General features: G+C 37.3%; 23 protein-coding genes, 1 tRNA gene and 1 pseudogene. 23 read left to right on the top strand and 2 right to left on the bottom strand.

Translation table 11 applies throughout. The features are described from left to right. Window positions 1-54: 54 nt before the first annotated feature. From hisC to KH286_RS04340, 4 genes are all read left to right on the top strand, one after another. Window positions 55-1131, top strand: a complete 1077-nt coding sequence (hisC, locus tag KH286_RS04355) for a histidinol-phosphate transaminase (protein WP_278617674.1) — start codon at window positions 55-57, stop codon at window positions 1129-1131. A 78-nt stretch (window positions 1132-1209) separates the two neighbouring features. After that, window positions 1210-1836, top strand: coding sequence for an imidazole glycerol phosphate synthase subunit HisH (gene hisH / locus KH286_RS04350; protein ID WP_278617673.1), 627 nt, complete (start codon window positions 1210-1212; stop codon window positions 1834-1836). A 281-nt stretch (window positions 1837-2117) separates the two neighbouring features. Next, window positions 2118-3950 carry a carbon starvation CstA family protein gene (locus tag KH286_RS04345; RefSeq protein ID WP_278617672.1) on the top strand — a complete coding sequence of 611 codons (1833 nt, stop codon included), beginning with the start codon at window positions 2118-2120 and terminating at the stop codon, window positions 3948-3950. A gap of 221 nt (window positions 3951-4171) precedes the next feature. Next, complete coding sequence (locus tag KH286_RS04340; protein ID WP_278617671.1) at window positions 4172-5797, top strand: membrane biogenesis protein AsmA; 1626 nt, start codon at window positions 4172-4174, stop codon at window positions 5795-5797. A 167-nt stretch (window positions 5798-5964) separates the two neighbouring features. Here KH286_RS04340 and KH286_RS04335 read toward each other — a convergent pair whose 3' ends face one another. Continuing rightward, window positions 5965-6696 (bottom strand): copper amine oxidase N-terminal domain-containing protein, encoded by a 732-nt coding sequence (locus KH286_RS04335; RefSeq protein WP_120055860.1) that lies wholly within the window; start codon window positions 6694-6696, stop codon window positions 5965-5967. Between the two features lie 467 nt (window positions 6697-7163). Here KH286_RS04335 and KH286_RS04330 point away from each other — a divergent pair, with 467 nt between their 5' ends. The 7 genes from KH286_RS04330 to KH286_RS04300 all read left to right on the top strand — a co-directional run bounded on the left by KH286_RS04330 (window position 7164) and on the right by KH286_RS04300 (window position 11952). Beyond that, window positions 7164-7625 (top strand): hypothetical protein, encoded by a 462-nt coding sequence (locus KH286_RS04330; RefSeq protein ID WP_060919281.1) that lies wholly within the window; start codon window positions 7164-7166, stop codon window positions 7623-7625. Window positions 7626-7781: 156 nt separating this feature from the next. Next, window positions 7782-8123, top strand: a complete 342-nt coding sequence (locus KH286_RS04325) for a hypothetical protein (protein WP_060919282.1) — start codon at window positions 7782-7784, stop codon at window positions 8121-8123. Between the two features lie 23 nt (window positions 8124-8146). Further along, window positions 8147-8773, top strand: a complete 627-nt coding sequence (locus KH286_RS04320) for a hypothetical protein (RefSeq protein ID WP_060919283.1) — start codon at window positions 8147-8149, stop codon at window positions 8771-8773. Beyond that, entirely contained in the window at window positions 8773-9114 is a 342-nt protein-coding gene (locus KH286_RS04315) for a hypothetical protein (RefSeq protein WP_060919284.1), read from the top strand. Before KH286_RS04320 ends, KH286_RS04315 begins: the two co-directional genes overlap by 1 nt. 353 nt (window positions 9115-9467) lie before the next feature. Continuing rightward, window positions 9468-9908 (top strand): hemagglutinin repeat-containing protein, encoded by a 441-nt coding sequence (locus KH286_RS04310; protein ID WP_324249876.1) that lies wholly within the window; start codon window positions 9468-9470, stop codon window positions 9906-9908. After that, window positions 9893-11419, top strand: coding sequence for a hypothetical protein (locus tag KH286_RS04305; RefSeq protein ID WP_229039637.1), 1527 nt, complete (start codon window positions 9893-9895; stop codon window positions 11417-11419). The genes KH286_RS04310 and KH286_RS04305 overlap by 16 nt, the downstream gene beginning before the upstream one ends. Next, entirely contained in the window at window positions 11416-11952 is a 537-nt protein-coding gene (locus KH286_RS04300; RefSeq protein WP_060919286.1) for a hypothetical protein, read from the top strand. The genes KH286_RS04305 and KH286_RS04300 overlap by 4 nt, the downstream gene beginning before the upstream one ends. Window positions 11953-12096: 144 nt before the next feature. Here KH286_RS04300 and KH286_RS04295 read toward each other — a convergent pair. Beyond that, a pseudogene (locus tag KH286_RS04295) lies at window positions 12097-12267 on the bottom strand (class II fumarate hydratase); the annotation flags it as partial. A gap of 943 nt (window positions 12268-13210) precedes the next feature. On the opposite strand from KH286_RS04295, the gene KH286_RS04290 reads away from it, so the two are divergent. From KH286_RS04290 to hydE, 12 genes are all read left to right on the top strand, one after another. Beyond that, window positions 13211-14038 (top strand): hypothetical protein, encoded by an 828-nt coding sequence (locus tag KH286_RS04290; protein ID WP_060919288.1) that lies wholly within the window; start codon window positions 13211-13213, stop codon window positions 14036-14038. Between the two features lie 91 nt (window positions 14039-14129). Next, window positions 14130-14627: a preQ(1) synthase gene (gene queF, locus KH286_RS04285; protein ID WP_004697960.1), complete on the top strand. Its 498-nt coding sequence runs from the start codon at window positions 14130-14132 to the stop codon at window positions 14625-14627. A 1-nt stretch (window position 14628) separates the two neighbouring features. Further along, on the top strand, window positions 14629-15489 hold the full coding sequence (locus tag KH286_RS04280; protein WP_008603210.1) for a hypothetical protein: 861 nt from the start codon (window positions 14629-14631) through the stop codon (window positions 15487-15489). Window positions 15490-15703: 214 nt separating this feature from the next. Next, a complete protein-coding gene (gene cysK / locus KH286_RS04275) occupies window positions 15704-16618 on the top strand; it encodes a cysteine synthase A (protein WP_004694163.1) in 915 nt (304 codons plus the stop codon). A 158-nt stretch (window positions 16619-16776) separates the two neighbouring features. Then, window positions 16777-17388, top strand: coding sequence for a serine O-acetyltransferase EpsC (gene epsC, locus KH286_RS04270; protein ID WP_278451982.1), 612 nt, complete (start codon window positions 16777-16779; stop codon window positions 17386-17388). Window positions 17389-17772: 384 nt separating this feature from the next. Then, window positions 17773-18207: a Dps family protein gene (locus tag KH286_RS04265; RefSeq protein WP_278617670.1), complete on the top strand. Its 435-nt coding sequence runs from the start codon at window positions 17773-17775 to the stop codon at window positions 18205-18207. A gap of 50 nt (window positions 18208-18257) precedes the next feature. Then, window positions 18258-18348, top strand: a tRNA-Ser gene (locus KH286_RS04260). A gap of 210 nt (window positions 18349-18558) precedes the next feature. Next, complete coding sequence (locus KH286_RS04255) at window positions 18559-19308, top strand: hypothetical protein (protein WP_278617669.1); 750 nt, start codon at window positions 18559-18561, stop codon at window positions 19306-19308. 19 nt (window positions 19309-19327) lie between these two features. Continuing rightward, a complete protein-coding gene (locus KH286_RS04250; protein WP_278606721.1) occupies window positions 19328-20587 on the top strand; it encodes an Nramp family divalent metal transporter in 1260 nt (419 codons plus the stop codon). A gap of 306 nt (window positions 20588-20893) precedes the next feature. Next, on the top strand, window positions 20894-21496 hold the full coding sequence (locus KH286_RS04245; RefSeq protein WP_008603200.1) for a hypothetical protein: 603 nt from the start codon (window positions 20894-20896) through the stop codon (window positions 21494-21496). Next, the gene (locus tag KH286_RS04240) at window positions 21474-22220 is read left to right on the top strand and encodes a YaaA family protein (protein ID WP_278617668.1); all 747 of its coding nucleotides are present in this window, start codon (window positions 21474-21476) and stop codon (window positions 22218-22220) included. The genes KH286_RS04245 and KH286_RS04240 overlap by 23 nt, the downstream gene beginning before the upstream one ends. Further along, on the top strand, window positions 22207-23343 hold the full coding sequence (hydE, locus tag KH286_RS04235; protein WP_278606719.1) for a [FeFe] hydrogenase H-cluster radical SAM maturase HydE: 1137 nt from the start codon (window positions 22207-22209) through the stop codon (window positions 23341-23343). The genes KH286_RS04240 and hydE overlap by 14 nt, the downstream gene beginning before the upstream one ends. Window positions 23344-23425: the final 82 nt, after the last annotated feature.

The following is a 23425-nucleotide window of genomic DNA, read 5'->3' as shown; positions in this document are numbered from 1 at the left end:
TTTTAAGTGTTATATGAGTTATATGCGTTAAGGAATAGATAGAAAGGATAGCCTATGAAAGAGATAATTCGCACATTGAAACCTTATATACCTGAGGAGCCGGCTGAAGCGGTGAAAGAGCGCCTTGGTGTAGAGCGATTGGTGCGCTTGTCGGCGAATGAAAATCCTTACGGTACATCGCCATTGGTACGGGAGGCTATCCTTAGCTATGTAACCCATAATGATGCCAACTACTATCCGGATGGCAACGCCTCCAATTTGCGTATGAAACTCGCTGACTACTGGCAAGTACAACCTGAGCAACTCGTCATCGGCGTAGGTCTCGATGAGGTCATCGCCATGGTCAATAAAACATTGATTACCGCTGGTGACTCCATCGTAGTAAGCGTGCCAGCCTTCTCGGAATATGCTTTGAATGGCCTCGTGGAAGGTGCTGAAATCCGCGAGGTGCCAGCTAATTTTGAAACGGGACAGTATGATTTTTCTGCTCTCGTGAAAGCTGTAGATGAATCGACATGCCTCGTGTGGATTTGTAATCCTAATAACCCAACAGGCACCTATGAGTCTGTTGAAGATATTCGCAAATTTGTAGCAGCTGTACCAAAGGAAACCTTGGTCATCATAGACGAGGCGTATATCGATTTTGTTACCTCCGTAGCAGTTCCTACATCACGTGCGCTATTGGATGAATTTCCTAATGTGGCAATTATGCGTACCTTCTCGAAGGCCTATGGCCTTGCCAACTACCGTGTAGGCTACATGATGACACCTTTAGAATTGGCAAATTATATGCAAACCATTCGATTACCGTACAATTTGAATACCTTATCTCAAGTGGCGGCAGAAGCCGCTTTTGGTGATCAAGAATTCGTGGCGAGAACGGTCTCTCAAAATGCAGAGGAACGGGCAAAATGGGAAAGCCTCTTTGATGAGCTAGGTATTCACTACTATAAAAGCGAAGCTAATTTTATTTTCTTTGCAGCGTCTGATGCGGAAGGTCTTGCAGATGCTTGGCTCAAATCAGGTTACCAAGTGCGCCGAGGTCAACGTGAAGGGTGGTTGCGTCTTACAATTCCCATGTCTCAAGATGGGGATGTTATGCGTAAGATATTAAGAGACTTCATGAATTAATTTGTACAGAATAACGTACAATTTATTATACGTTTTATTTTATCTTATCGTGTTTTACCCTATAGAATGGAGTTTATTATGATTGCCGTTATAGATTATGATGCAGGGAATACCTTCAATGTCCAGAAAGCCTTAGCTTACATTGGCCTTGAGACAGTGCTAACGGCAGATTCGGCGACTATATTAAATGCTGATGGTGTTCTTTTGCCAGGTGTAGGCGCATATGCGCCAGCGATGGCAGTTCTAAAAGAGCGTGGTTTAGTCGATGTTATCTATGAAGTAGTAAAACGGGATATACCTTTATTAGGTATTTGTTTAGGGATGCAACTTTTATTTGAAGAATCTGAAGAATACGGCCCAACGCCCGGTTTAGGCCTTATTCCCGGTAAGGTAAAAGAAATTCCTCGCAACCTTGGCTTTAGCGTGCCTCATATGGGTTGGAATAAAAATGTAGTACACCAGCCTCATAGTGCTTTTAGCAATGTAGATGATCAATATACATATTTCGTTCATTCCTATTATGTGGATACAGATCCTGAATATATTACATCTACTGCAAATTATGGTATCGATGTACCTGGCGTTGTAGAACGAGGTAGAGTATATGGAATGCAATTCCATCCTGAAAAAAGCGGTGTGGTAGGTCTAAATTTGTTGCGTACATTTGGGACTATTACAAAAACTTATAGAGCAGCAGGAGAATAGGAATATAGCTATCTTTCATTACAGATAGGAATAAGTCATTCAGTAACCAATATATCTAGGATAATAACGGCATCTCATAGGTAGAGAATGCCGTTATTATGCTTTATAGTTATACTTAACTTTCAAAATGAGAAATTAATAATTGACACCTTGTTGATTAGTTATACAATAATGTTGTAAGTACTAACATTTTAGGAAGCCATTGTGGCATGGATACGATACACAAGTTTTATCAGTAATATTCATATACTCCATGTCACGTGATTATTGGAGGTGTTTATATGGTTATGAATGGTATTTACTTAGTTATTGCCTCCGCGTGTATTCTAATTTTAGCGTACCGCTTTTATGGGGCTTTTATAGCGGCTAAGGTACTGACATTGGATCAATATCGTCCAACGCCAGCTATGGTTCACAATGATGGTCACGATTACGTGCCAACCAACAAATGGGTAACCTTTGGTCATCACTTTGCAGCAATTGCTGGTGCAGGGCCACTTGTAGGTCCTGTTATCGCAGCACAGTTTGGGTATTTGCCTGGTGCATTATGGATTCTTATAGGTTCCGTATTAGCTGGTGCTGTACATGATATGGTTATTTTGTTTGCTTCCGTTCGTTACGATGGTAAATCGATTGCGGATATTGCTCGCGAAGAAATCAGTAAACTTGCTGGTTTTGGTGCTATGCTCGCTACCTTATTCCTATTGATCATTACCCTTGCTGGTATGGCTGTAGTAGTAGCTAATGCATTGCATAACTCTCCTTGGGGATTCTTCTCCGTATTTGCTACCATTCCAATCGCTATTTTTATTGGTATTTATTTGAAATGGTTGCGTCCTGGTAAAATCCAAGAGGCGACTATTATTGGGGTAGCTTTAATCTTCGCAGCTATCATCTACGGTCCAAATGTAGCGGCTAGCGAATATGCATCTTGGTTCACATACGACTTGCAAACTATTGAAATTATGCTTGCTGTGTATGGTTTCTTTGCAGCTGCATTGCCAGTATGGTTGTTACTTGCTCCTCGTGACTATTTGTCCACATACCTTAAAATCGGTACAATCGGCGCATTGGCACTTGGTATTATCATTGTAATGCCTGAAATTCAAATGCCAGCTGTAACTCCTTACATCTGGGGCGGCGGTCCTGTATTGAAAGGTTCCGTATTCCCTTACATCTTCATTACTATCGCATGTGGTGCGTTATCTGGCTTCCATACTGTTATTGCTACAGGTACAACACCTAAAATGCTTACTAATGAAAAAGAAATTTTACCTATCGGTTATGGTGCAATGTTAACAGAAGGTTTTATCGCTATGATGGCGTTGATTGCTGCTACTGCATTGCATCCAGATGATTACTTTGCGATTAACTCCACAGTTGAGTCTTTCAAAGCATTAGGCCTTCAAGTTCATGAATTACCAGCATTGTCTGCAATGGTTGGTGAAGACTTGATGCACCGTCCTGGTGGCGCTGTATCCCTTGCAGTAGGTATGGCTCATATCTTCTCCAGATTGCCTAATATGGATCACTTGATGGGTTACTGGTATCACTTCTGTATCATGTTTGAAGCATTGTTCATCATGACATTAATCGATGCTGGTACTCGTGTAGGTCGTTACTTACTTCAAGAATTATTAGGTCATTTCCATCCTAAATTCAACGACCAACACTGGGCTCCTGGTGTGTATGGTTGTGCCGCTTTAATTTGTATCTTGTGGGGCTACCTAGTTCTACAAGGTAATATCGGTATTATCTGGCCTCTATTCGGCGTATCTAACCAATTATTAGGTACCATGACATTGGCCGTAGGTACTACAGTTATCATGAGACTTGGCCGCAAACGCTATGCATGGGTAACAGGTATTCCTTGTATCTTAATGGCTATCGTTGCTATCGCTGCAGACTATGAAAATGTATTCTACAGCTATATTCCTGCTGATAAATGGATTTTAGTAGCATTTAGTGTTGCTATGTTCCTCATGATTCTTATCGTATTGGTAGAAGCCGTACGTAGTTGGATCCGCTTGTCTAGTATTCCTCAAGACTATCGTACACAAGCTGAAATCGAAGCTGAAAGCCTTGTAAAATACGGTAAAGAAGTAAAAGCATAAGATTGATTATTGCAATATATAAAGTGCACTCACATTTGTGAGTGTACTTTTAATCTATAAATTTGCTGCTTTTTTATAAATAGTTAGGTAATGGTGTCTTGCATGCAAAGTTTTCTGTGAGCAAGGCGCTTTTTGTATGGAAAAGAGTTTCTTATGGTCAATATGATTGATACAGTTAACACCGCATGGGTATTGTTATTTGAACATGTTATAATAGGGCTATGAAACATTATATACGTTCTTATTGGACAAAATATAAACAATTGTATAAGAAAGGCCTAAAAGGCATTGCTGCCTTTCTTGCCATTGGAGTGATTATAGTCTTTGTACTAGCAACCATTGCTAGTCGTGGAATGGGCGTTATTTTTAATGAGGTTATGGCTCGACAAACTATGATGCGTGGCACGGTTACTGTTGAAAGTTTATCTGCTACACCGTGGGGGACTTTGACTTTTACAGGCCTGGTTTGGAAAGACCCAGAAGGGCATGAGTTGCTCAATGCACCGAGCGGGAAGGTCCGCGTTAATATGTGGGATGTGGTGACACGTAATTTTAAGTCCTCTGCTATCAAAGGCATTGAATTAGATAATGCGGTTATAGTCATTGATTTGGACGATAATAATCGGTTAGATTTCGCGCCCATATCTCCAGATGTAAATAAACCAATTAATGAGGTAGAGCCTCGTCCGAAAGCACCTAAAAAGACCACACAAGAACGGCAAGAGGAACTAGGTAAGAAAGTACGTAACTTTAATTGGCAAGGTCAACATTTAGATCTTAAGATTACACTTAGAAATAGTCAGTTAGAGGTCTTTAATAGAAACCGCCATTATGTGATAAAGAATGTAAACTCAAAAATTGATCTTGATAGTAAGAGGGTCATTCGTATCGATATGGAAACGGGCAAATTTGGTGGTACAGCCATAGGGGATGGTCTCGTATTAAAAGGTCGTGTAGATTTAAAGGATGTTTTAAAGCATCGCATGCCTCAACTGGATCTACAATTTGATGTGAAAGGGGTGGATCCATCATCACTAGGCTTTGGTGAGAATATTCATGATGCCATGACCTTGCTTACAAAGGTAACAGGCGATTTTAACCGTCCTTTTGCTAAAGGTCGTGTGACGATGCCTATTTTACGGATTCCTGCACTTACTTTTGAGAATGTAGTAGGAGATGTGACGTACCAAGATGGTATTTTGAATTTTGAAAACGTTAGTGCCAATGTATACAGCGGTAAATTGGAGGCTAAGGGTGTATATAATTTGGACACTCGAGCCTATACGATTACAGGCGTAGCAAAGGATTTAGATAGTAGTGTAGCCCTCAAGGCTCCTGAGTTTCTCGTGCCCGTATCGGCAAATTTGAACTTTAAAAGTGAAGGCCAACCTCGAGATATGGAGGTATGGGGTAACTTCTGGTCTGGTGAAGGGCACTATATGCTAATTCCGATTCAAAGCATTACGGGAAACTTTCACAATAAAGGGCGGCATTTATCCTTTAGCGATGTGAACGTACATACGAAAATCACCACTATCACTACGGATGCTCTGCGTATCGATGATGGACAGCTCACGATGGGGCCGCTTAATATTACTTCTCACGGGGGTAGTAATTTCATTCTGTATGATGAGTCATTTGATGAAATTGATGAAAATATGACTCGCATTAAAGATGATATGAAACAAGCTAGGGAAAATAGTAGACGTGCTTCTGACTCTGCAAAAGACATCGACAAATCTGGCCTTACAGCGCCGGACATAAAAGAATCCATGAAGGATCTGAAGCGGAGTATGGATACGGCAAAAGATAGTATAGATAATCTGTCAAAAAACAGTAAGCAATAAACTGTATTGAGCTGTAAAGGGTAAGAAGTAATAATAAAGTAACAATATAAAGTAACAAAAATAATAAACTAACAAAAATCAAAAAAGAAGGCAATCTATCATGGTGATGAGTTGCCTTCTTTAAGTTATAAGGTGCTAAATTATATATAGCTATACGAAAGATTTTATTATCTGTTTAATCCGTTAGAGCGTACATATTCGGTATTTTCTGTGTCTTTGGTATCTGTTTTGGTGTTAGTTCGTTTTACCGTAATAAGAGGTTTCTTTTCTTTGGTTTCCTTTTCTTCGTATGGAATTACTTTATCTCCTTGATCCGGTAAAAATGTTTCGATACCGTTTCGTTTGCCTTTTTGCGTGTTTGAATCAGTGGCCAATTGACTTTGTTGTGGAACGATATAGATTTCGTCTTTATTGATGGTTACATCATTTAGCAAGAGTTTGAATGCATTTGGACTTACATATAGAATTCCGTCTACCATACGTGCTGCAGGCAGTAAAGATTCGGATGTATCAAGGTTGATGATTTGCAGTTTACCCTTGCGCACGACTTGTTTAGAGTCCGGTTGTACCGCTAATGTAGCAATGTTCATGTCGATCAATGCTGTTTTAGTAGGTGCATCCCAAGATACTTTGTAACCTAATGCTTCTGATACTTGACGTAAAGCTACGAGTGGCTGACCGTCAACATAGATGACATTTGGCTTTTTATCGATTGGCTCCAATAATATGCCATCTACATTGATGTAATGCTGTGTCGTTACTGATGCAGGTCTTTTTAAACTCTGCGTCGGTGCAGGTGTATCCATACCGACTGCTGCCTGTGCAGGCTGTACCACTCCGCTTGTGAAAGCCAGCGCTCCTAAGGCTATACCGGATACAATAAGTTGTTTTAATTTCATGGTAACCTCCATTGTGTATAAAACGTCACGATAAATCATAATTGGTACTATAACATGGATATATGAATATTATATTATGAATTTTAATTTTATAAAACTGATAAAGGAGAAGGAGTAAATTTATCGATTTTATACCTAGGCTTGATTGTAAAATATATTTATACTTTACAACAAAACTTTAATTATGCTATTCTGAGGAAACATGATTAATAGTATTGGTGTTCATATGCAGGAAATGAGGACTGTGACTAACTCTCGTGTTCAAATTGATTTTAAATTTGATAAGTTAAGAATAGTATGATTTTCTGATAATTTATTTCTTACATCCTGAGAATAGTGTGAAGTTTAGGCTTGATAGTAGGAAACGTATATGTTCTGTTGGGCTTGTATTTAGTTAAATGGTTCAGATAAAAAACTTTAAGGGGTATCTATGAAGAGGATCGAGGTAATATGTAGTGAAAATAATAATGAAATTAAAACGTTATATCATTTTTATACTATTATGTATCGGGATATGTTTAATCTTAAATCCAGTAGAACGAATATATGTTTTTATCTTTGCGGAGCGCTATGCTACGGAATGCTTTGAAGGATTAAAGATTCAAATTTTAAATAATGGAAACGTAATTTATAAAGATAGTCTTTTTGATGAACCGCTTGTTATATTTGAAAAAGTATTATGCTATCGTGAAGATGATGATAAAATTATTTTTTGTAAATATAACTATTTGTTTAATGGAACATTCAACTATAAATATTTAGTCTATCACAAATTTGATTCATCATTTAGCACATATTATTCGGAGGGCCCTTATTTACATACTGATTATGGATTTAAGTTGAAGTATTCTGATGATCGTTATTATGATGATGATAATTATGCCATTACAGTTCCCAGTAAATGGGTTTTGCTAACGCCATGGCATTAGTATGAATTACAGTATTTAAATAGGCTCTATAATAAGTGTTGGAGGTCTTGCTGCTGGTCTTGCAGGTGCTTTTGTTATTGGTATTACTGGAGCAACACTTGGCGATTGCGTTAAAGATGAAATTAAATTTAATTTAAAAAAGGATGTAGATAAGTAATGTATCAAGATTTGATTATAATATTGGGGATTATATTTCTCGTATACAAACTTATTACACATGAAGGTAAGCTTAGTTTAGCTAGAATTATTGCAACGGTTTCTATTATTGTCGGTTGTGGATTAGTATTGCTGAGTAAACTGATATCTCCATTTGTTTTACTATTTTGGTGGCTAATTTGTCTCGGTATTTCTTTAATAGGAATGTATTTTGTGCCAAGTAGTGAGAATTATGATGAGGATAAAGCCCAAAAGCATCAAAAGCTATATAAAGGGGCTTTATACTCCTGGATATTTATGATAACTTTATATATTTTTCTATATATTTTGATTTATTATTAGCTATATCCTTGTTATTGAGGGTAGTGTCAATAATTTTGTGTAAATTATATTCTTTAATAAGAAACCATATTCATCAATATAAAGAAAAAATAGGTGCTGTTAATCCCACATATGGATTTATATATAACTATTATAGATCTGATGGAAGAGAAGTAATTGATATTATAATTAAAAGAACAAAAGAGTATAAAGCTGGTTCGTTTGATAAACCGAAGTTCTTGTCTTTTAATCATAGTGAAATACTAAAAAATTCTAATAATTCAGAATTTGTTTGGACTAAGGAGGCTTTAGGAAAGTCAGTTGCTCAAAATGTATTATCAGAGGTGGGAAATCAACCATGGGTTGGATATGTGCATTATGCAGAGAACGCATCAAAATTTACTCGAACTGTAGCGAAAGTTGGAGGGCCTGTTTTAATAGGTTACTTACTTTACGATATGCAAAATGATTACCAAATGTACAGTGGTCGAGAACTAGCTAAAGCTTGGGGCGCGGATTTACTTCCTGTAGTTTTCGGATTGGGTGGAGGTGTTGCTGGCAGTGCTGGTGGACCAGCAGGTTCTTTTGTCGTTGGTGTTACTTTGGCGACAACGGGAGACTATTATAAAGATAAGATTAAGTCTAATTTGAAAAAGGATGTAGTTAAGTAATGTCTCGAGATTTGATTATAATATTGGGGATTATATTTCTCATATACAAACTTATTACTCATAAAGGTAAGCTTACTTTAGCTAGAATTATTACATTTTTAGGCCTTGCAATGGGAAGCGGAATAGCTTTGCTTCATGAATTTGCCCCAGTATTTGTATTATTTTTTCTGACAATAGTTTGCATGGGAATTTCTTTGGTTGGGATGTATTTCATGCTTAAGAATGACGAGTTTGAAAGTGATAAAGTAGAGAAATATCAGTCCAATTTTAAAGTAGGCGTATATACTTGGTTATTTCTAGTCGCTTTATACATATATTTATATGTTTTAACCTATTATTAGATACTTTGATAATGTATATAGTAGGATTTTATTGATTAATATGTAACTCTAATATAAGGTATATAAACATAAAAAGGACGCTATAGTCTAATCTTCAGTAGTATATACAGAATGGTTTAGAACTATAGCGTCTTTTTATTTAATCGCTCATTTGAGGTCTGCGTGGATGTTACAGATAAGTCATAGAGCTGAAAGAGAGTTTATTTCATGCGAACATTAAAGCTGTTGGTGAAGCAATTTCAGGTAAATCAGTCAAATTAGTGGCTTCTAATGATGTATCTTTACAAGCGGCAACGAATACAAGTGAAAAGCTTGAAAATGCTAAGAGTAAAGGCTAGTCTGTTGGGGCTAATATTAGTGTTGCTGGTGGCGGTATACTTGGTTTTGATGCAAGTGCTAATGCTGCAAAACAAAAGGGTAATACAAAGGTAACAACACATACTGGTACTACTGTTGTAGGTACGGATGCTGTTAATATTACATCAGGAAAGGATACCTATATCAGTGGCTCCAAGGTAATTGGTAAATCTGTAACAGCCGACGTAGGTGGAAATCTTTCTATTGAAAGCTTACAAGATACAAAGACATATGTAGGTGAAAGCTCTAATAAAGGGTTTAGTATATCTACAAATGCGGGTTCTCTAAGTAATGTATCTATGAGCTCAAGCAAAGGTAAAATGAAAAGTGATTATGCAAGTGTTACTGATCAAGCGGGGATATATGCAGGTGATGGTGGCTTTGTAATTTTAAGAACCTTAGTAAAGCAGGAAAAGATGCTGTGTGGAACACATTAGGCACATTACCTAATCTGTTACCAGACTCTAGCAAATCTACTTCTACTACTACAAAATCTGCTATTTCAAATGGTACAATAGAAGTACGAGATGCTGGCTTTAATATGCAAACACTGTCTCGAGATACAAAAGATAGCTTGAATAAGCTTGATGAAATCTTTGATAAAAAGAAAATTGAAGAACGTCAAGAATTATCTAAGTTATTTGCAAAAGAAGCCTTTGAACAATTACATAATTGGAATCCAATCTCTAAAGAAGGTAAAGCCGCAAAAGCAATAGCCCATGGTGTAGTCGCTGAAGTATCTGCTCGTATGGCAGGGAATAAACCGGGTAGTGGGTTTTATGCTGGAGCTACCAATGAAGCATTAATTGGAGAGATTCAAAAAATTGCAAAAGAAAAACCTGATGTAGCTCAAACATTAAGTGCTTTATTAGGTGCTGCTGTAAATGGTAGCTTAGGCTATTCCCCTGTGACAGGTGCAGCTGAAGCACAATATGGGACTAAATGGAATCAATATTTAACAACAAATCCAGATACAATATATTTGGCAAAAAAATATTTAAAGAAAAAGAATGGAGAAAGTTTAAGTGAGCGTGAAGTAATATTCCTTTTGGAGAATTTAAGGAGTATAGCTGAAAAAGATAGTGATAAAGCCAAATCTTGGGAGATAATGTCAGAATCATATTGGGATTTATCTCATTGGGAGGATTTTCTTATTTCATATGGCAATTTATCCTATCAAAGTATCTCTGACTTTGAACATCATTATAGTTTATTGAAGGATGAACAAATTAGATTACAAAAAGAGTTAGTCAAACAAGGGTATGTGTTTACTGATGTTGTACCGGTTAAAGCTATTTATGTTGATGAAGATAGGAGAGCCTTGGATGAAGCAATAAGATTAGAGAAGGAAAAGGATATTGATATTAATAAAGAAAGAGATGTTAATAAACGTCAGAATATAATTCACTACACAGCAAAGGAAGCCGGGATGGCTTTTGAACGTAATGTACTTAAATCTAAATATCCTGTGTTAACAGTTTTTTTTGAAAAAATGAGAACTGGGAATGGTAGTATGGAAAAGTATAACTCGAAAAGTATTTTAGCAAAAACAATTGCGCAGTCAAATGGCATTAAAGATATTTTAGTTTCTTTGCGTGATGAGGATTTTGATAAGGATACAAATAGTGTTTTAAAACGTATTGATATTAATTTTGCTAAGACTGAAAAGGGTGGCGCCTGGTCTGATTTAGGGGCATCGGTAGGAAGAATGGCTGCTAGATTAAAAGTTATAAAGCATGGTGATTATTATGATGTCAAACTTTTAGGTTTCGATAGATCTAATTATGAATATAAAGAGGATGCTAGTGATATAAAAGATAAGTGGATTAGATGGGCCAATAATTTCTTTTATGATTTACAACAACAAGGTTTAATTACTCCGTTTTCTTTTGAGGTAACTTCTAATTTTTACTTCAATAAGTCTAATGGAAAGGTATATACTAAATGATAGTACTAAAATCTTTACTGAAAAGGATGGGTTATTTTGTAATTATATTTATTAGTATTGTAGCTATATATATAATTACCTATGTTGCTTCTACAACAACCTTTTTAGCTACCTCTAATTATGACTCTTCTCTTGGTAGGGAGGCTGGGTATCTTAATGATATGGATTATGATTTGTATGTTCCAGGAGAAATACTGACTGTTGAAGTTTATAATGATTATGAGATTGCATGTTTAACGTCTTTTGGTGCTATTTTTGTAAATGGTAATGAGGGGAGTATTCACTATCTTATTGAAGTCGATGATAGAGCCTCACTTTTAAAAGAAATTGCTTCTTATAAAGATAAAGCTAAGAAACGACAGGTTGTAGTGTATGATAGCAGTCAATCGTTAAGTGATAAAGAGAAAAAGCTCTATCAAAAGTTAATTGATAGAATTGATAAACGATTACCTACTTATGTTGACGTAAATCGAGAACCAAAATGGCTTCAAGTTCTAAGAAATATAACAGGTAATGATAAAAGCTTAATATAGTTGTTTCAATAAATCTAAAAAGGACGCTATAGTCTAATCTTCAGTCGTTATACTGATTGATTTAGAACTATAGCGTCCTTTTTTATTCCGTTCATTTGAGGTATGAGAGGATGTTACAGATATGTTATAAAGATGAGAGAGATTTTATTTCATGCGAACTGCTTCACCGAATTCGTCTTCGGTCATGAGTTTTTCTTCCAATATGATTTCTTTAATAGAGCAACCGCGTTTGTATGGTTCTTTTACTATCTTAGTACTCTTATCATAACCGATGTATGGTGTTAAGGATGTGGCAATCATGATGGATTGTTCTAATTTTTATTATATAAACTTATATAAATTTTGTGATATATTAGAATTAAAATTTTAGTTGTGTTGTAAACGAGTAGTTTTAATGATAGGAATACTCATATGTTATTTTTAAAAATTTATAATTATTTTGTGAGGGGCGTTGTACTTTTCTTTCTTATAATTATCCCTTTTACTATTGTTACAAATCCTGAAATGATCGAGGATGAAGTCGATTTTCATTTTTTTGTTACTCTATATATTGTAATCCTTTTGAGCTATGTGGTATGGACCTATATTTATAACTATTTAAGACGTAAAAGAGGTTAGCATTTGTGCATATTCATTTACCATTAGTTTTCGTAGTCATCTTTTACTCGGCAATTGTTCTCTATTGGATCATATATAAGATACTCTTAAGAAAAAAACTTTCACCATTACTAGTATCTTTAATTGCTAATTCTAATTATAGTTTTATTAAATTTATCTCTTGGGCGATAATTATTACATACCCATTCATGCTTTTTAGCATGTTTTATTTCTTAGATTACATAGCCGTGCCAATTGTTATGGCTTGGTTTTTACAACCTGTTTTAGTTGCAGCTACACTATTCAGGCAGTCATCACACAGTCGTTATTATGATTGGGCTAGAAAAAAACAGATGTATGTAGTGTGGATTGTATTCTTTTATTTATTAGCGGTTCTAGGTGTATTGAAATTTTATGATTTTTTGTAGCGTTTAAGTTGTAAAGAAAAAGTATATTCCCTTTATTGAGAATCAAGGGAGAAGTAGGAATGCCTGCTAACAATAAAAATTTTTTAAAAGCTATATTTTCATAAAGGTGTAGATGCTCACTTAGAAGTATTTGATAAAAATGGAAATCATTTAGGAGAAGCAGATCCTATAACTGGAGTGATTAGGGAGGGATCTCAAGACCGTAGCAAAAAACTTAGAAAGGATTTAAGGTAATGATTATGAAACCTATTAAGTCTTTATATAGTAGATATAACCAAAATGATATTTGTATGTTAGAACGAATAGGACCATATAGCATAATAAATAATAACCATCAAGGGATTATTGTATTGGACTCCTCATGGAATGAAGTGAAAAAAATTAAGGTAGATGAAAATCTATTTTTCCCTGAAGCCAGATATATAGATTACGTCAATAATAGGATACTTTTTAAGTTAGAAGCATTTCTGTGCTTAATTGATATTGAGAGTAGTTGGGTTAAACTAATAGAGCTTCCTAGTGATTTGCAAGATTTATGTTTTTCAGACTTACATTGTTTTGGCAAAGACTATATTATGATAGGTACGAGTAAGAATGTAGTATCTTTGGATTTAATTGACTTTAAAGTTACAGTGCTAGATCTTGATTCTGTTAATGAATATCCATTTAATGAGTATCGAAATAGATATAATGGAATAGTGACGTATTTTAGAAATCATAAATTAATTTGTCATGACTCTAAAAATATAATAATTGTAGATGGTACACGTGTTATTGAAATTCCAGATGTAGTTTCTATCAAATACTATCAACTAATGGCCTCTAATAGATATTTGTTAGCAATTGGTGAAAAACAGCTACAGCTTATTAATATAGAGAATGCTAGGGAAAGTAAATTAATCTCTTTTTCATTTCCATGTTATTGTGTTGGTGCAGATATATTGGAGGAACAGGATACAATCCATCTCTCTCTTTTATTACATAATGATTGGGAAGAGATTATGCGTGTGGAAGAATATGCTTTTACCTTTGATGAATTACATGAGGATGTTGTGCTATAAGTAATTCTTTATATGCTATAATTAAGTGTTACATGAATTATTTAATATATCTTAATTATAGAGTTATAGAGATTATAGAAAGAGGTTCTTTATGGCATCCGGCAGATCTGAAAAAGAGTTACAAGGGGTAACGATGTTAGGTCACAAGACCGATTACCCAACTGATTATGCACCACAGGTGTTAGAGGCGTTTGATAACAAGCATCCTGACAATGATTATTTCGTTAAGTTTAACTGTCCTGAGTTCACTAGCTTGTGTCCTATGACAGGGCAACCAGACTTTGCCACAATCTACATTTCTTATGTACCAGATAAGAAAATGGTTGAGTCCAAGTCCTTGAAGTTGTATCTGTTTAGTTTCCGCAATCATGGGGACTTTCACGAGGACTGCATTAACATTATCATGAAAGATCTTGTGAAGTTGATGGATCCTAAGTACATCGAGGTATGGGGCAAGTTTACGCCGCGCGGTGGCTTGTCTATCGATCCATACGCAAATTACGGCAAGCCTGGTACAGAGTGGGAAAAGACGGCAAAAGAGCGCCTTCATTTCCACGACATGCAGCCAGAGCGCGTAGCATACCGTTAATATGGCATACGAATATTTAACAATGGTCGCATCCTTTATTACTTGTTTTATGATGGGTGTGACCTTGTCTTTACAACCTGCATCAATAATCGTAGGGGCTCACACTCATTTAAGAGAACAAAGTAAATGGACTCGCTGGAACGGATATATCATGTTTGTGTTGCTCCTATTTGTGTTAGATATGCTCGTAACGAATGGTATATATATTGCGTTTCACGATGTGTATGGTAATCTTTTGAACATTGTTTATCATGATTTCAATCCTATGGACATGTTCTTTAGTGAAAGCTTTCAAATAGTTGTTATTCTAGTCTTTTCGCTTGTGTTATTTCAAGTGTTAGGGCTCGTTGATTTAGCTCATGGAGAACGGGATTTATCCTTTTATTATGACCAAGTAGATGAGGGTAAACAGAAGTCATCTTGGATGGAGCGGTACATGGGGAGTCAAAGAGGCTTTCTTGGAGCGAGCTTGGTGGGTTTGCTCTATATGCTGAGAATGACGATAAAAACAATGTGGCCTTATATCGTGTGCCTAGTGTGGTTTAAAATCCTAGCTATACTTGTAAATGTATTAGTGTCTCCGAGTATTAACCGAATTATGCATGCTGATAATGAATTGACGACCCTAATCATTTTCGACCCATATATTATCACCTATGTAGTTGCTGGTTTCTTATGGGGTCATGTAGCATTACATCATGATGTAACTAAAGTATCGCACTTAGCTAGTAGCATGGCTATATATCTTATCCCTCGTCTTACAGTTTTGGTAGGAGCGGTTTTCTTTATAGGATTGGCCCTCATCATTATAATGGTACCCATCACATGGGATGGGGTACTTAATGCACTTACAACAAAATAGATAAAGCTAGTTATTTCCTGTATTTTTAGGGTTTTAAAAGTCGTTCTCATTCTCTTGACAATGAAATGATTCAAATGTTAGAGTATGGTTGTATTAATTGGAATACATAAACGGTTATACCCCGTGTATGGTGAATAACAAGGTGCAATATAAAATCGTCCTTGGGATGTTCCTAAGGACGATTTTTATCATCTATCGCTAGAGGGAGAATTAGATGAGTATAGTAACAAACCAAACAACTGAACTTATTGGTAAAACACCGATATATCAATTGCCAAATACCAATATTTATGTAAAACTTGAAAAATATAATGTAGGCGGTTCTGTAAAAGACCGTGCCGTTCTCGGTATGTTACAGGCTGCAAGAGAGCAAGGTCGCATCCATGAGGATAGCATCATCGTAGAAGCCACAAGTGGTAATACGGGGATCGCTCTTGCTATGGTAGGCGCTATTTTACATATTAAAACAGTGATTATCATGCCTGAAAGTATGAGTAAAGAACGCCGTGAGCTTATTAAGGCGTATGGGGCGCAGCTCATCTTAACACCAAAAGAAACAGGTATGAAGGGGGCTCTTGAGCGGGCCAATGAAATTTTAGAGAAGTATCCAAATGCTTTCACCTTGGGGCAATTCGTAAATCCTGCAAACCCAGATATGCATTACCGCACGACGGGTACTGAAATTGTAGAACAAGTGCCGAATGTTGATGTATTTGTAGCGGGTATCGGCACGGGTGGTACTTTCACAGGCGTTACAAGACGATTGAAAGAACATAATCCTAATCTAAAAGCCATTGCTGTAGAACCAACGGGATCTCCTGCTATTACCGAAGGTAAGGGCGGCCCTCACAAAATTCAAGGGATTGGGGCTGGGTTTATTCCTGAAAACTTTGACCAAACATTGATGGATGGCGTGCAAACTGTAAGTGACGAAGAAGCTTTTAGCGAGGTGCAAACCTTTATGCGTGAAAGTGGTATTTCTATTGGCCTTTCCGCGGGGGCGGCCATTGTAGCGGCAAAACGCATGGCTCGTGAATTACCTAAGGCGAATATCGTTGTTATTGCACCTGATGGAGTAGAGAAATATTTATCCCTCTTGGACTTTGGCAACAACGAATATGTTAAATAATAGATTTCAGATAATAAAAATACTGAATTTTGGATTGGTAAAAGAATAGGTTCTATATATAAAGCCTTATATATAGGAATATAGACCAAATATGTTGTATACTAGATATATCTATATTTCTGTAGAATGTAAGTAGAGTTATTTGAGATGGAGTCACTATGATGCAAGGTTTGCGCGATTTATGGGGCAAAATTCAATATAATATTAAGCGTGTAATGGATTCTGACCCAGCTGCCACAAGTGTATGGATGGTTATATGGACATATCCACATATTACGGCTTTGTTCTGGCATTTCTTTGCCCACCGTTTATATAAGGCGGGGTGGCCAATCTTGGCTCGTCGTGTGGCTCTCCATTCTCGTCATGTAACGGGTATTGAAATCCATCCAGGTGCGACGATTGGTCGCGGCCTCTTTATCGATCATGGTATGGGTGTTGTTATTGGCGAAACGGCTATTGTAGGCGATAATGTAACCTTGTTCCATCAAGTAACACTAGGTGGGATGTCTTCTAAAAAGGTAAAGCGACATCCGACGATTGAAGATGATGTACTCATCGGTACGGGTACAAAAATTTTAGGGGACATTACGATTGGGGCGCGCACGAAGATTGGCTGTAATCTCGTTATCAAACATGATATTCCTAAGGATATGGTAATTTTTGAAACAGATCCAGAAAATATGTATGTTCGTAAACCTAGTCGCAATGCAACTGCTGCACAAGCAGAGGAGAAAAAAATCCCTGATAATTACATAGAATACTATATTTAATATTAAAGCGTATTTAATATATAATCATTTTTAATATAGAGTTATATTGAATATAGAATCATACAAGCCTCTAACTATTAGATTAACTAGTAGTTAGAGGTTTTTTTATGATTCGTAGAAATATGATTCTGTGAAGTATTGGATTTAGGTTTGCTATCCATTGGGTATATGTTTGAACTAGTATGGTTATGATGTTTTCATTAAACTTTTATACAAAAATATCTATTCATATATTGACATGGAAAATCATTATTGGTAGAATATAAACATAATCAATATTGATTATGAATTAAATAAACGAATTGATGGCGTAGAAGCCAACTGTGTTTGTTCTGCTTTTAGAATAAACTATAATTGAGAATTAAGTGAAAAAGGAGTTTTATTATGAAAAACGTACAACAAGTAAATCAATATTTAGCAGATCTTTCCGTATGGAATGTAAAATTACATAACCTACACTTCAATGTAACTGGTCCGCAATTCAAATCTATTCATGAATACTTGGAATCCATTTATGATGAAGCCTTTGAATACTTTGATGCCGTAGCAGAACATGTGAAAATGCAAGGTCAATTTCCATTGGTAAATTCCGGAGAATACGCAAAATTAACTAAAATCGAAGAATTGGGTCAAGAAGACATCCCTCAAGCAAGGGTAATTGATATCCTTCTTAAAGATTTTAAATACATGAATGATCAAGCTGTAGCAATTCGTGCAGCAGCTGATGAAGAAGGTGATTTCTTGCTCGTAAGCATGATGGAAGATCACGTTGCATACTATGTAAAACAAATCTGGTTCATCGAATCCATGTTGAAATAAGACAATTGACAATGCCTTATTGGGTATGATATGATTACTCAGTAAAGCATGGAGGATTACTCAAGAGGCTGAAGAGGACGGTTTGCTAAATCGTTAGGGCGGGTTACCGTCGCTAGGGTTCGAATCCCTAATCCTCCGCCATGTAAAGACCTCACATCATCCGATGTGAGGTCTTTTTGTATAATATATTAATTTATTATATTATTTATATAGGCCTAATTTGTGAGGATTCGAGTGAGTCCAAGGCCTTATTACTATTGAATGACACAGGTGTGTAAGGGTATAGAGTTGACGTATGTCTAGGGGTTTCATATAATAGATTGTATAAAATGTAATTTTAAGGAGACTCTTATGAATACAAAACATATACGTCAAATGAATCGTATCCGTCGAGCGTTAGGCATTGGCGCATTATGCCTCGTTGCGTCTGTTGGGTTTAGTCATGCTGAAAGTATTGCCATCCCAAGTGCACGTCCTATGGTGGATGGCGTAAGTGCTGATGTAGAGACTGTTAGTAGTTCTAGTAAAGGACAACAGCATGTGAACTCAGATGTTATTACGCCTAATGATTGGACATATACAGCATTACAAAGACTCATTAAACATGGTGCTATTACAGATACCCACGGATTTACTTTTGATGGTGCTAGCTACACAAAGGATGAGCTTATGCCGCTTATCGATGAGGTAGTCACAAAACGTGAGCAAATGAACGATAATGATCGAGAATATGCATTGCGTATTTACCAAGAAAATATGCGTGATGTAATGGATTACCGTATTGCTCGCGATAAAAAAGCTACTGATGAGCGCCGTCAAAAACTAGATGAAAAGCGTGCTGAAAAGGCTAAAAAATCTGGTAAGACCTGCCAAGTATCCAAGGATCAACAAGAGGCTCTTGATAAGGCTGGTGATGAAGTAGCAAAACCGGAAGAACGCGCTTTAACAGATGAACAAATCAAAGAAAAAATGAAGAAATTCAAAATTGATGATTCTCGCGTTAAGGTAAATAATGAAGTGCGTATTCGTTACACTGACTCTAAGGATAAAAAGTCCAAAACAGATGCTCGTATGCAGACGGAGATGACGTTCACTCTATAACTCTTAGTAAGGGGTTATAATGATTGATTTTTTTAAGAAACAGTTGTTTACTGCCCATCAAAACGGTAAGCAGCAGGTAAGTGAGGTCTTTAAATATATAGGACCTGGTATAATCGTAACCGTTGGATTTATCGACCCGGGAAACTGGGCCGCCAACTTGGCAGCTGGCGCCAGTTACGGTTATGAATTGCTGTGGGTAGTCACACTATCTACGATTATGCTCATTTTATTACAGCATAATGTGGCACATTTAGGCATTGTACGCGGTCAATGCTTGTCGGAATGTGCTTATGAATTCTTACCGCGTTATGCATCTCGCTTTGTGCTTAGCACGGCAGGAATTGCGGCGGCAGCGACGGCCTTGGCTGAGTTTATTGGCGCCGCTATCGCCTTGAAGATGCTCTTTGGTATTCCTATCTTGATAGGCAGCATTTTGACGGCTCTTATCTGTACGGTCATGCTCATTACGAACTCCTATCGTAAATTAGAGCGAATCATTGCTGGCTTTGTATCCCTCATTGCATTGGCGTACCTCGTTGAGGTAAATATGGTCAACGTAGATTGGGCAGCGGCTGGTATTGGTTGGGTGGATCCTAATATTCCTAATACATCGATGCTCGTTATTTTGAGTATATTAGGGGCTGTAATTATGCCTCACAACTTGTTTTTACACTCTGAAATCATCCAAAGTCGCCAGTTTAATACACAAGACCCAGCGATTATGAAACGGCAGTTGCGCTATGAATTCCTCGATACTTTGTTATCTATGGGGATTGGGTGGATGATTAACTCCGCCATGATTATATTGGCGGCGGCTGTCTTCTTTGCTCATGGAATTGAAGTAACAGAGCTTGAACAGGCTGAAGAGTTGTTGCGACCACTCATTGGACCCGCAGCGGGTATTATTTTTGCAATAGCATTGTTATTTGCAGGTTTTGCCTCATCCGCTACGGCAGGTATGGCGGGGGCAAGTATCTTTGCAGGAATGTTTGGCGAGTCTTACGATATGAAAGACTTCCATACGCGATTAGGCTTGGCACTAACATATGTTCCAGCATTATTGTTGATCGTGTTTATTACAGATTCCTTCCAAGCATTATTGTTCTCTCAAATGTTCTTGAGCTTGCAATTACCAATCACCATCTTCTTGCAACTTTACATGACGAGTAGCCGCAAGGTCATGGGAGAATACGCAAACCGTAAATTTACAAATATTCTCTTATGGAGCATAGGTATCATCGTTACGATCATGAATATCTACTTATTGATTGTAGGCTAATAGAATATTCTTTGTTAGTTACCAAAAGGTTTATTATAAAATCATAATTAGAATACAGCATTAGAGTACAATATTAGAGTATAATATTAGAGTACAACATTAGAATACAAAATTAAAATGCAAAGGACCGCTATGGCGGTCCTTTTGTCATGTTACTAACGTATCTATTATGTGAAAAGCGTATCTTTGAATACCCAAGAGGGGTATAAAATATGGTACAATTAAAGATAGTATAATTAAAATTAATATAATATCTGTTGGGGATATTCCTTAGCAGTGTGATATATGGAAAACTAGGAGGCCCTAATGGCAAAGGAAATCAAAGTGCAAGAGACAATACAATCTGATTTTAGTGTTGTGGTTAACGACATTGCTGAAGAGTTATTGACGCGCCTCAATATGGATGAGGATGGTTCTGTTATCGATATGTTCCAAACAGGCTCTTTTGATCCTTGGCAGTTATTCGTATTTTTTGGCGCTTTAGAAAAAGCTCTTATTGAGTTCAGAACGGATAAACGCAAGAAAACGGTTATCGTTCATGCACAACCTGAGGCTCTTATCGGCATAGGTCGCGTAGTGACACCTGTATCTACTATGCTTGAGCATGTATTGATGTCTCGTTTGAACGACATGAGCGAAGGCCGCTTGGAAACAGGCATGCTTACAGTATCTGCTGAAAGTATCGATTATGAAGGTGTAAACCTTAAAGGGCGTCACGTGGTTATCGTATGCGACCTTGTAGATGAAGATTCTAATTATCTCAAAGAATGCATTAAATTATGTAAAGAATTGAAAGCAAGCCACGTAGTGGCGGTGCCTCTCATGTTGTGGAACCCAGAATTGATCGATAATTTGACAGAGGAATCTATTAAGGCGGAATTATCTCATGAAAATCGTCCTCTCTCCTAGTAAGACAAAAACGATTGCCGATGTTGCTAGCAACGATGAGACAGTACATCATGCAGTCCGAGACGGTCAATTTCAGCCGAACATCACGAAAAAGATTATAACTCATGTACAATCTCTTGATGTAGCAGCTCTTGGAAAGGCGCTAAAGCTAAAGGCTGATAAGGCACAGGCTGTCTTTGATTTTTACCAGGATTTTGAGTCCCATCCTGTAGGTCGTGCCTGTGAAAGCTACGATGGCATTGCTTTCAAATATTTGGACTGGTCGAACTTATCTGATGAAGCCAAAACCTTTGGTGAAAGCCATCTTGTTGTGATGTCCGCGTTGTACGGTGTCGTTGAACCTAATATGGGTGTGCGCGACTATCGACTCGATATGGTTGATAAGGTAGGCGTTAATTTATACGATACATGGCGTGAAGCAGTGGATGCATACTTTCACAAGGAAGATTGGATCCTAAACCTAGCATCTAAAGAATATGCAAAAATGGTGAACCATCCAAAGGTGGTAACTATTGAATTTTGGGAATTACGGGGCGACACGTTTAAGCAGATGAGTACGTCCTCCAAAATGAGTCGAGGTGTGATGGCTCACGAATGTTTAATCCGACAAGTGAAACATGTGCGGGACTTGCCGCGCGAAATCAATGGATTTACCTGTGTCACTGACATTGAATCCATTACCATACCAAGCGAATCGATGACGATTCGTTATGAAAGGAAGTGATTGTTTGCAAGTGCAAGACATTCTTGCAAAAGACCTTGTCGGCGATGAATGGCTGACCGAGGAAGAATTGCGATTTCTCATGTCTGTAACTGATGAAGAACAGTTGCAGTTAATATATAAAAAGGCCTACGAAGTAAAGGTAAAATACGTAAAGCCTGTAGCGTATTATCGTGGCCTCATCGAGTTCTCGAACCGATGCATTAAGAATTGTAATTACTGCGGTATCCGCCGAGAAAACGATAAGGCGGAACGCTTTGATATGAATCGCGAAGACATCATCAAGATGGCGCAGTGGGCATACGACCATGAATATGGTTCCATTACACTCCAATCTGGTGAACGCTGTGATGATGCCTTTGTAGACTATGTTGTGGATTTAATTCGCGACATTAAAGCCATCGGTGATGGTTCTCTTGGCATAACGATGTGTGTAGGGGAACAAAGCGAAGAGGCGTACCGCCGCATGCGTGAAGCCGGTGCTAGCCGTTATTTACTGCGCATTGAAACAACTAATACAGATTTATACCATAAAATTCATCCTCGTGATGAATTGCACTCCTTTGAGACTCGCGTAGAATGCTTACGTCGTTTGCGACGCGTCGGCTTCCAAGTTGGCACAGGCGTTATGATTGGCCTACCTGGTCAAACTGAGGAAGATCTTGTGAACGATATCTTGTTCTATCGCGACATGGATATCGATATGATCGGCATGGGGCCTTATGTGGTGCATCATGATACGCCACTAGGTCAAGAAGCATTGGCGATGGGCATCGATGACGAAGCAGGTAAGTTGCGCCGTGTTCAACTGGGGCTCAAGATGATTGCATTGACTCGTTTATTCTTAAAAGACGTAAACATTGCAGCTACGACGGCGTTACAAGCACTAGATAAACTAGGCCGCGAAAAAGGTTTAGCCGCAGGGGCGAATATCCTAATGCCTATTATTACCATACCTGAACACCGTGCAAAATATTTGCTATACGATAACAAACCATGCGTAGACGACAATGCAGAACAATGTAAAGACTGCTTGACTCGCCGAGTAATGTCCATCGGTGATACAGTAGGTTGGAAACAAAATGGGGACTCTAAACACTACGGCAAACGGACGGGGGAATTTTAATAAAATGGATTATAGAAATAAATTAGTTTTTTAATATACGGATATATTGTTTGTTGAAAACTATTAACAGTGTTTATATATT

The sequence above is a fragment of the Veillonella parvula genome (assembly GCF_018378075.1).
Taxonomy (GTDB): domain Bacteria; phylum Bacillota; class Negativicutes; order Veillonellales; family Veillonellaceae; genus Veillonella; species Veillonella parvula_K.
Note: the sequence above shows the minus strand (reverse complement) of the source record. Positions and strands in the feature narration are given on the sequence as shown.

What these genes read in the sequence shown, in the direction of transcription:
- hisC (WP_278617674.1), top strand. Translation starts at nt 55, where the DNA reads ATGAAAGAGATAATTCGCACATTGAAACCTTATATACCTGAGGAGCCG.
- hisH (WP_278617673.1), top strand. Translation starts at nt 1,210, where the DNA reads ATGATTGCCGTTATAGATTATGATGCAGGGAATACCTTCAATGTCCAG.
- KH286_RS04345 (WP_278617672.1), top strand. Translation starts at nt 2,118, where the DNA reads ATGGTTATGAATGGTATTTACTTAGTTATTGCCTCCGCGTGTATTCTA.
- KH286_RS04340 (WP_278617671.1), top strand. Translation starts at nt 4,172, where the DNA reads ATGAAACATTATATACGTTCTTATTGGACAAAATATAAACAATTGTAT.
- KH286_RS04335 (WP_120055860.1), bottom strand. Translation starts at nt 6,696, where the DNA reads ATGAAATTAAAACAACTTATTGTATCCGGTATAGCCTTAGGAGCGCTG.
- KH286_RS04330 (WP_060919281.1), top strand. Translation starts at nt 7,164, where the DNA reads ATGAAATTAAAACGTTATATCATTTTTATACTATTATGTATCGGGATA.
- KH286_RS04325 (WP_060919282.1), top strand. Translation starts at nt 7,782, where the DNA reads ATGTATCAAGATTTGATTATAATATTGGGGATTATATTTCTCGTATAC.
- KH286_RS04315 (WP_060919284.1), top strand. Translation starts at nt 8,773, where the DNA reads ATGTCTCGAGATTTGATTATAATATTGGGGATTATATTTCTCATATAC.
- KH286_RS04300 (WP_060919286.1), top strand. Translation starts at nt 11,416, where the DNA reads ATGATAGTACTAAAATCTTTACTGAAAAGGATGGGTTATTTTGTAATT.
- KH286_RS04290 (WP_060919288.1), top strand. Translation starts at nt 13,211, where the DNA reads ATGATTATGAAACCTATTAAGTCTTTATATAGTAGATATAACCAAAAT.
- queF (WP_004697960.1), top strand. Translation starts at nt 14,130, where the DNA reads ATGGCATCCGGCAGATCTGAAAAAGAGTTACAAGGGGTAACGATGTTA.
- KH286_RS04280 (WP_008603210.1), top strand. Translation starts at nt 14,629, where the DNA reads ATGGCATACGAATATTTAACAATGGTCGCATCCTTTATTACTTGTTTT.
- cysK (WP_004694163.1), top strand. Translation starts at nt 15,704, where the DNA reads ATGAGTATAGTAACAAACCAAACAACTGAACTTATTGGTAAAACACCG.
- epsC (WP_278451982.1), top strand. Translation starts at nt 16,777, where the DNA reads ATGATGCAAGGTTTGCGCGATTTATGGGGCAAAATTCAATATAATATT.
- KH286_RS04265 (WP_278617670.1), top strand. Translation starts at nt 17,773, where the DNA reads ATGAAAAACGTACAACAAGTAAATCAATATTTAGCAGATCTTTCCGTA.
- KH286_RS04255 (WP_278617669.1), top strand. Translation starts at nt 18,559, where the DNA reads ATGAATACAAAACATATACGTCAAATGAATCGTATCCGTCGAGCGTTA.
- KH286_RS04250 (WP_278606721.1), top strand. Translation starts at nt 19,328, where the DNA reads ATGATTGATTTTTTTAAGAAACAGTTGTTTACTGCCCATCAAAACGGT.
- KH286_RS04245 (WP_008603200.1), top strand. Translation starts at nt 20,894, where the DNA reads ATGGCAAAGGAAATCAAAGTGCAAGAGACAATACAATCTGATTTTAGT.
- KH286_RS04240 (WP_278617668.1), top strand. Translation starts at nt 21,474, where the DNA reads ATGAAAATCGTCCTCTCTCCTAGTAAGACAAAAACGATTGCCGATGTT.
- hydE (WP_278606719.1), top strand. Translation starts at nt 22,207, where the DNA reads ATGAAAGGAAGTGATTGTTTGCAAGTGCAAGACATTCTTGCAAAAGAC.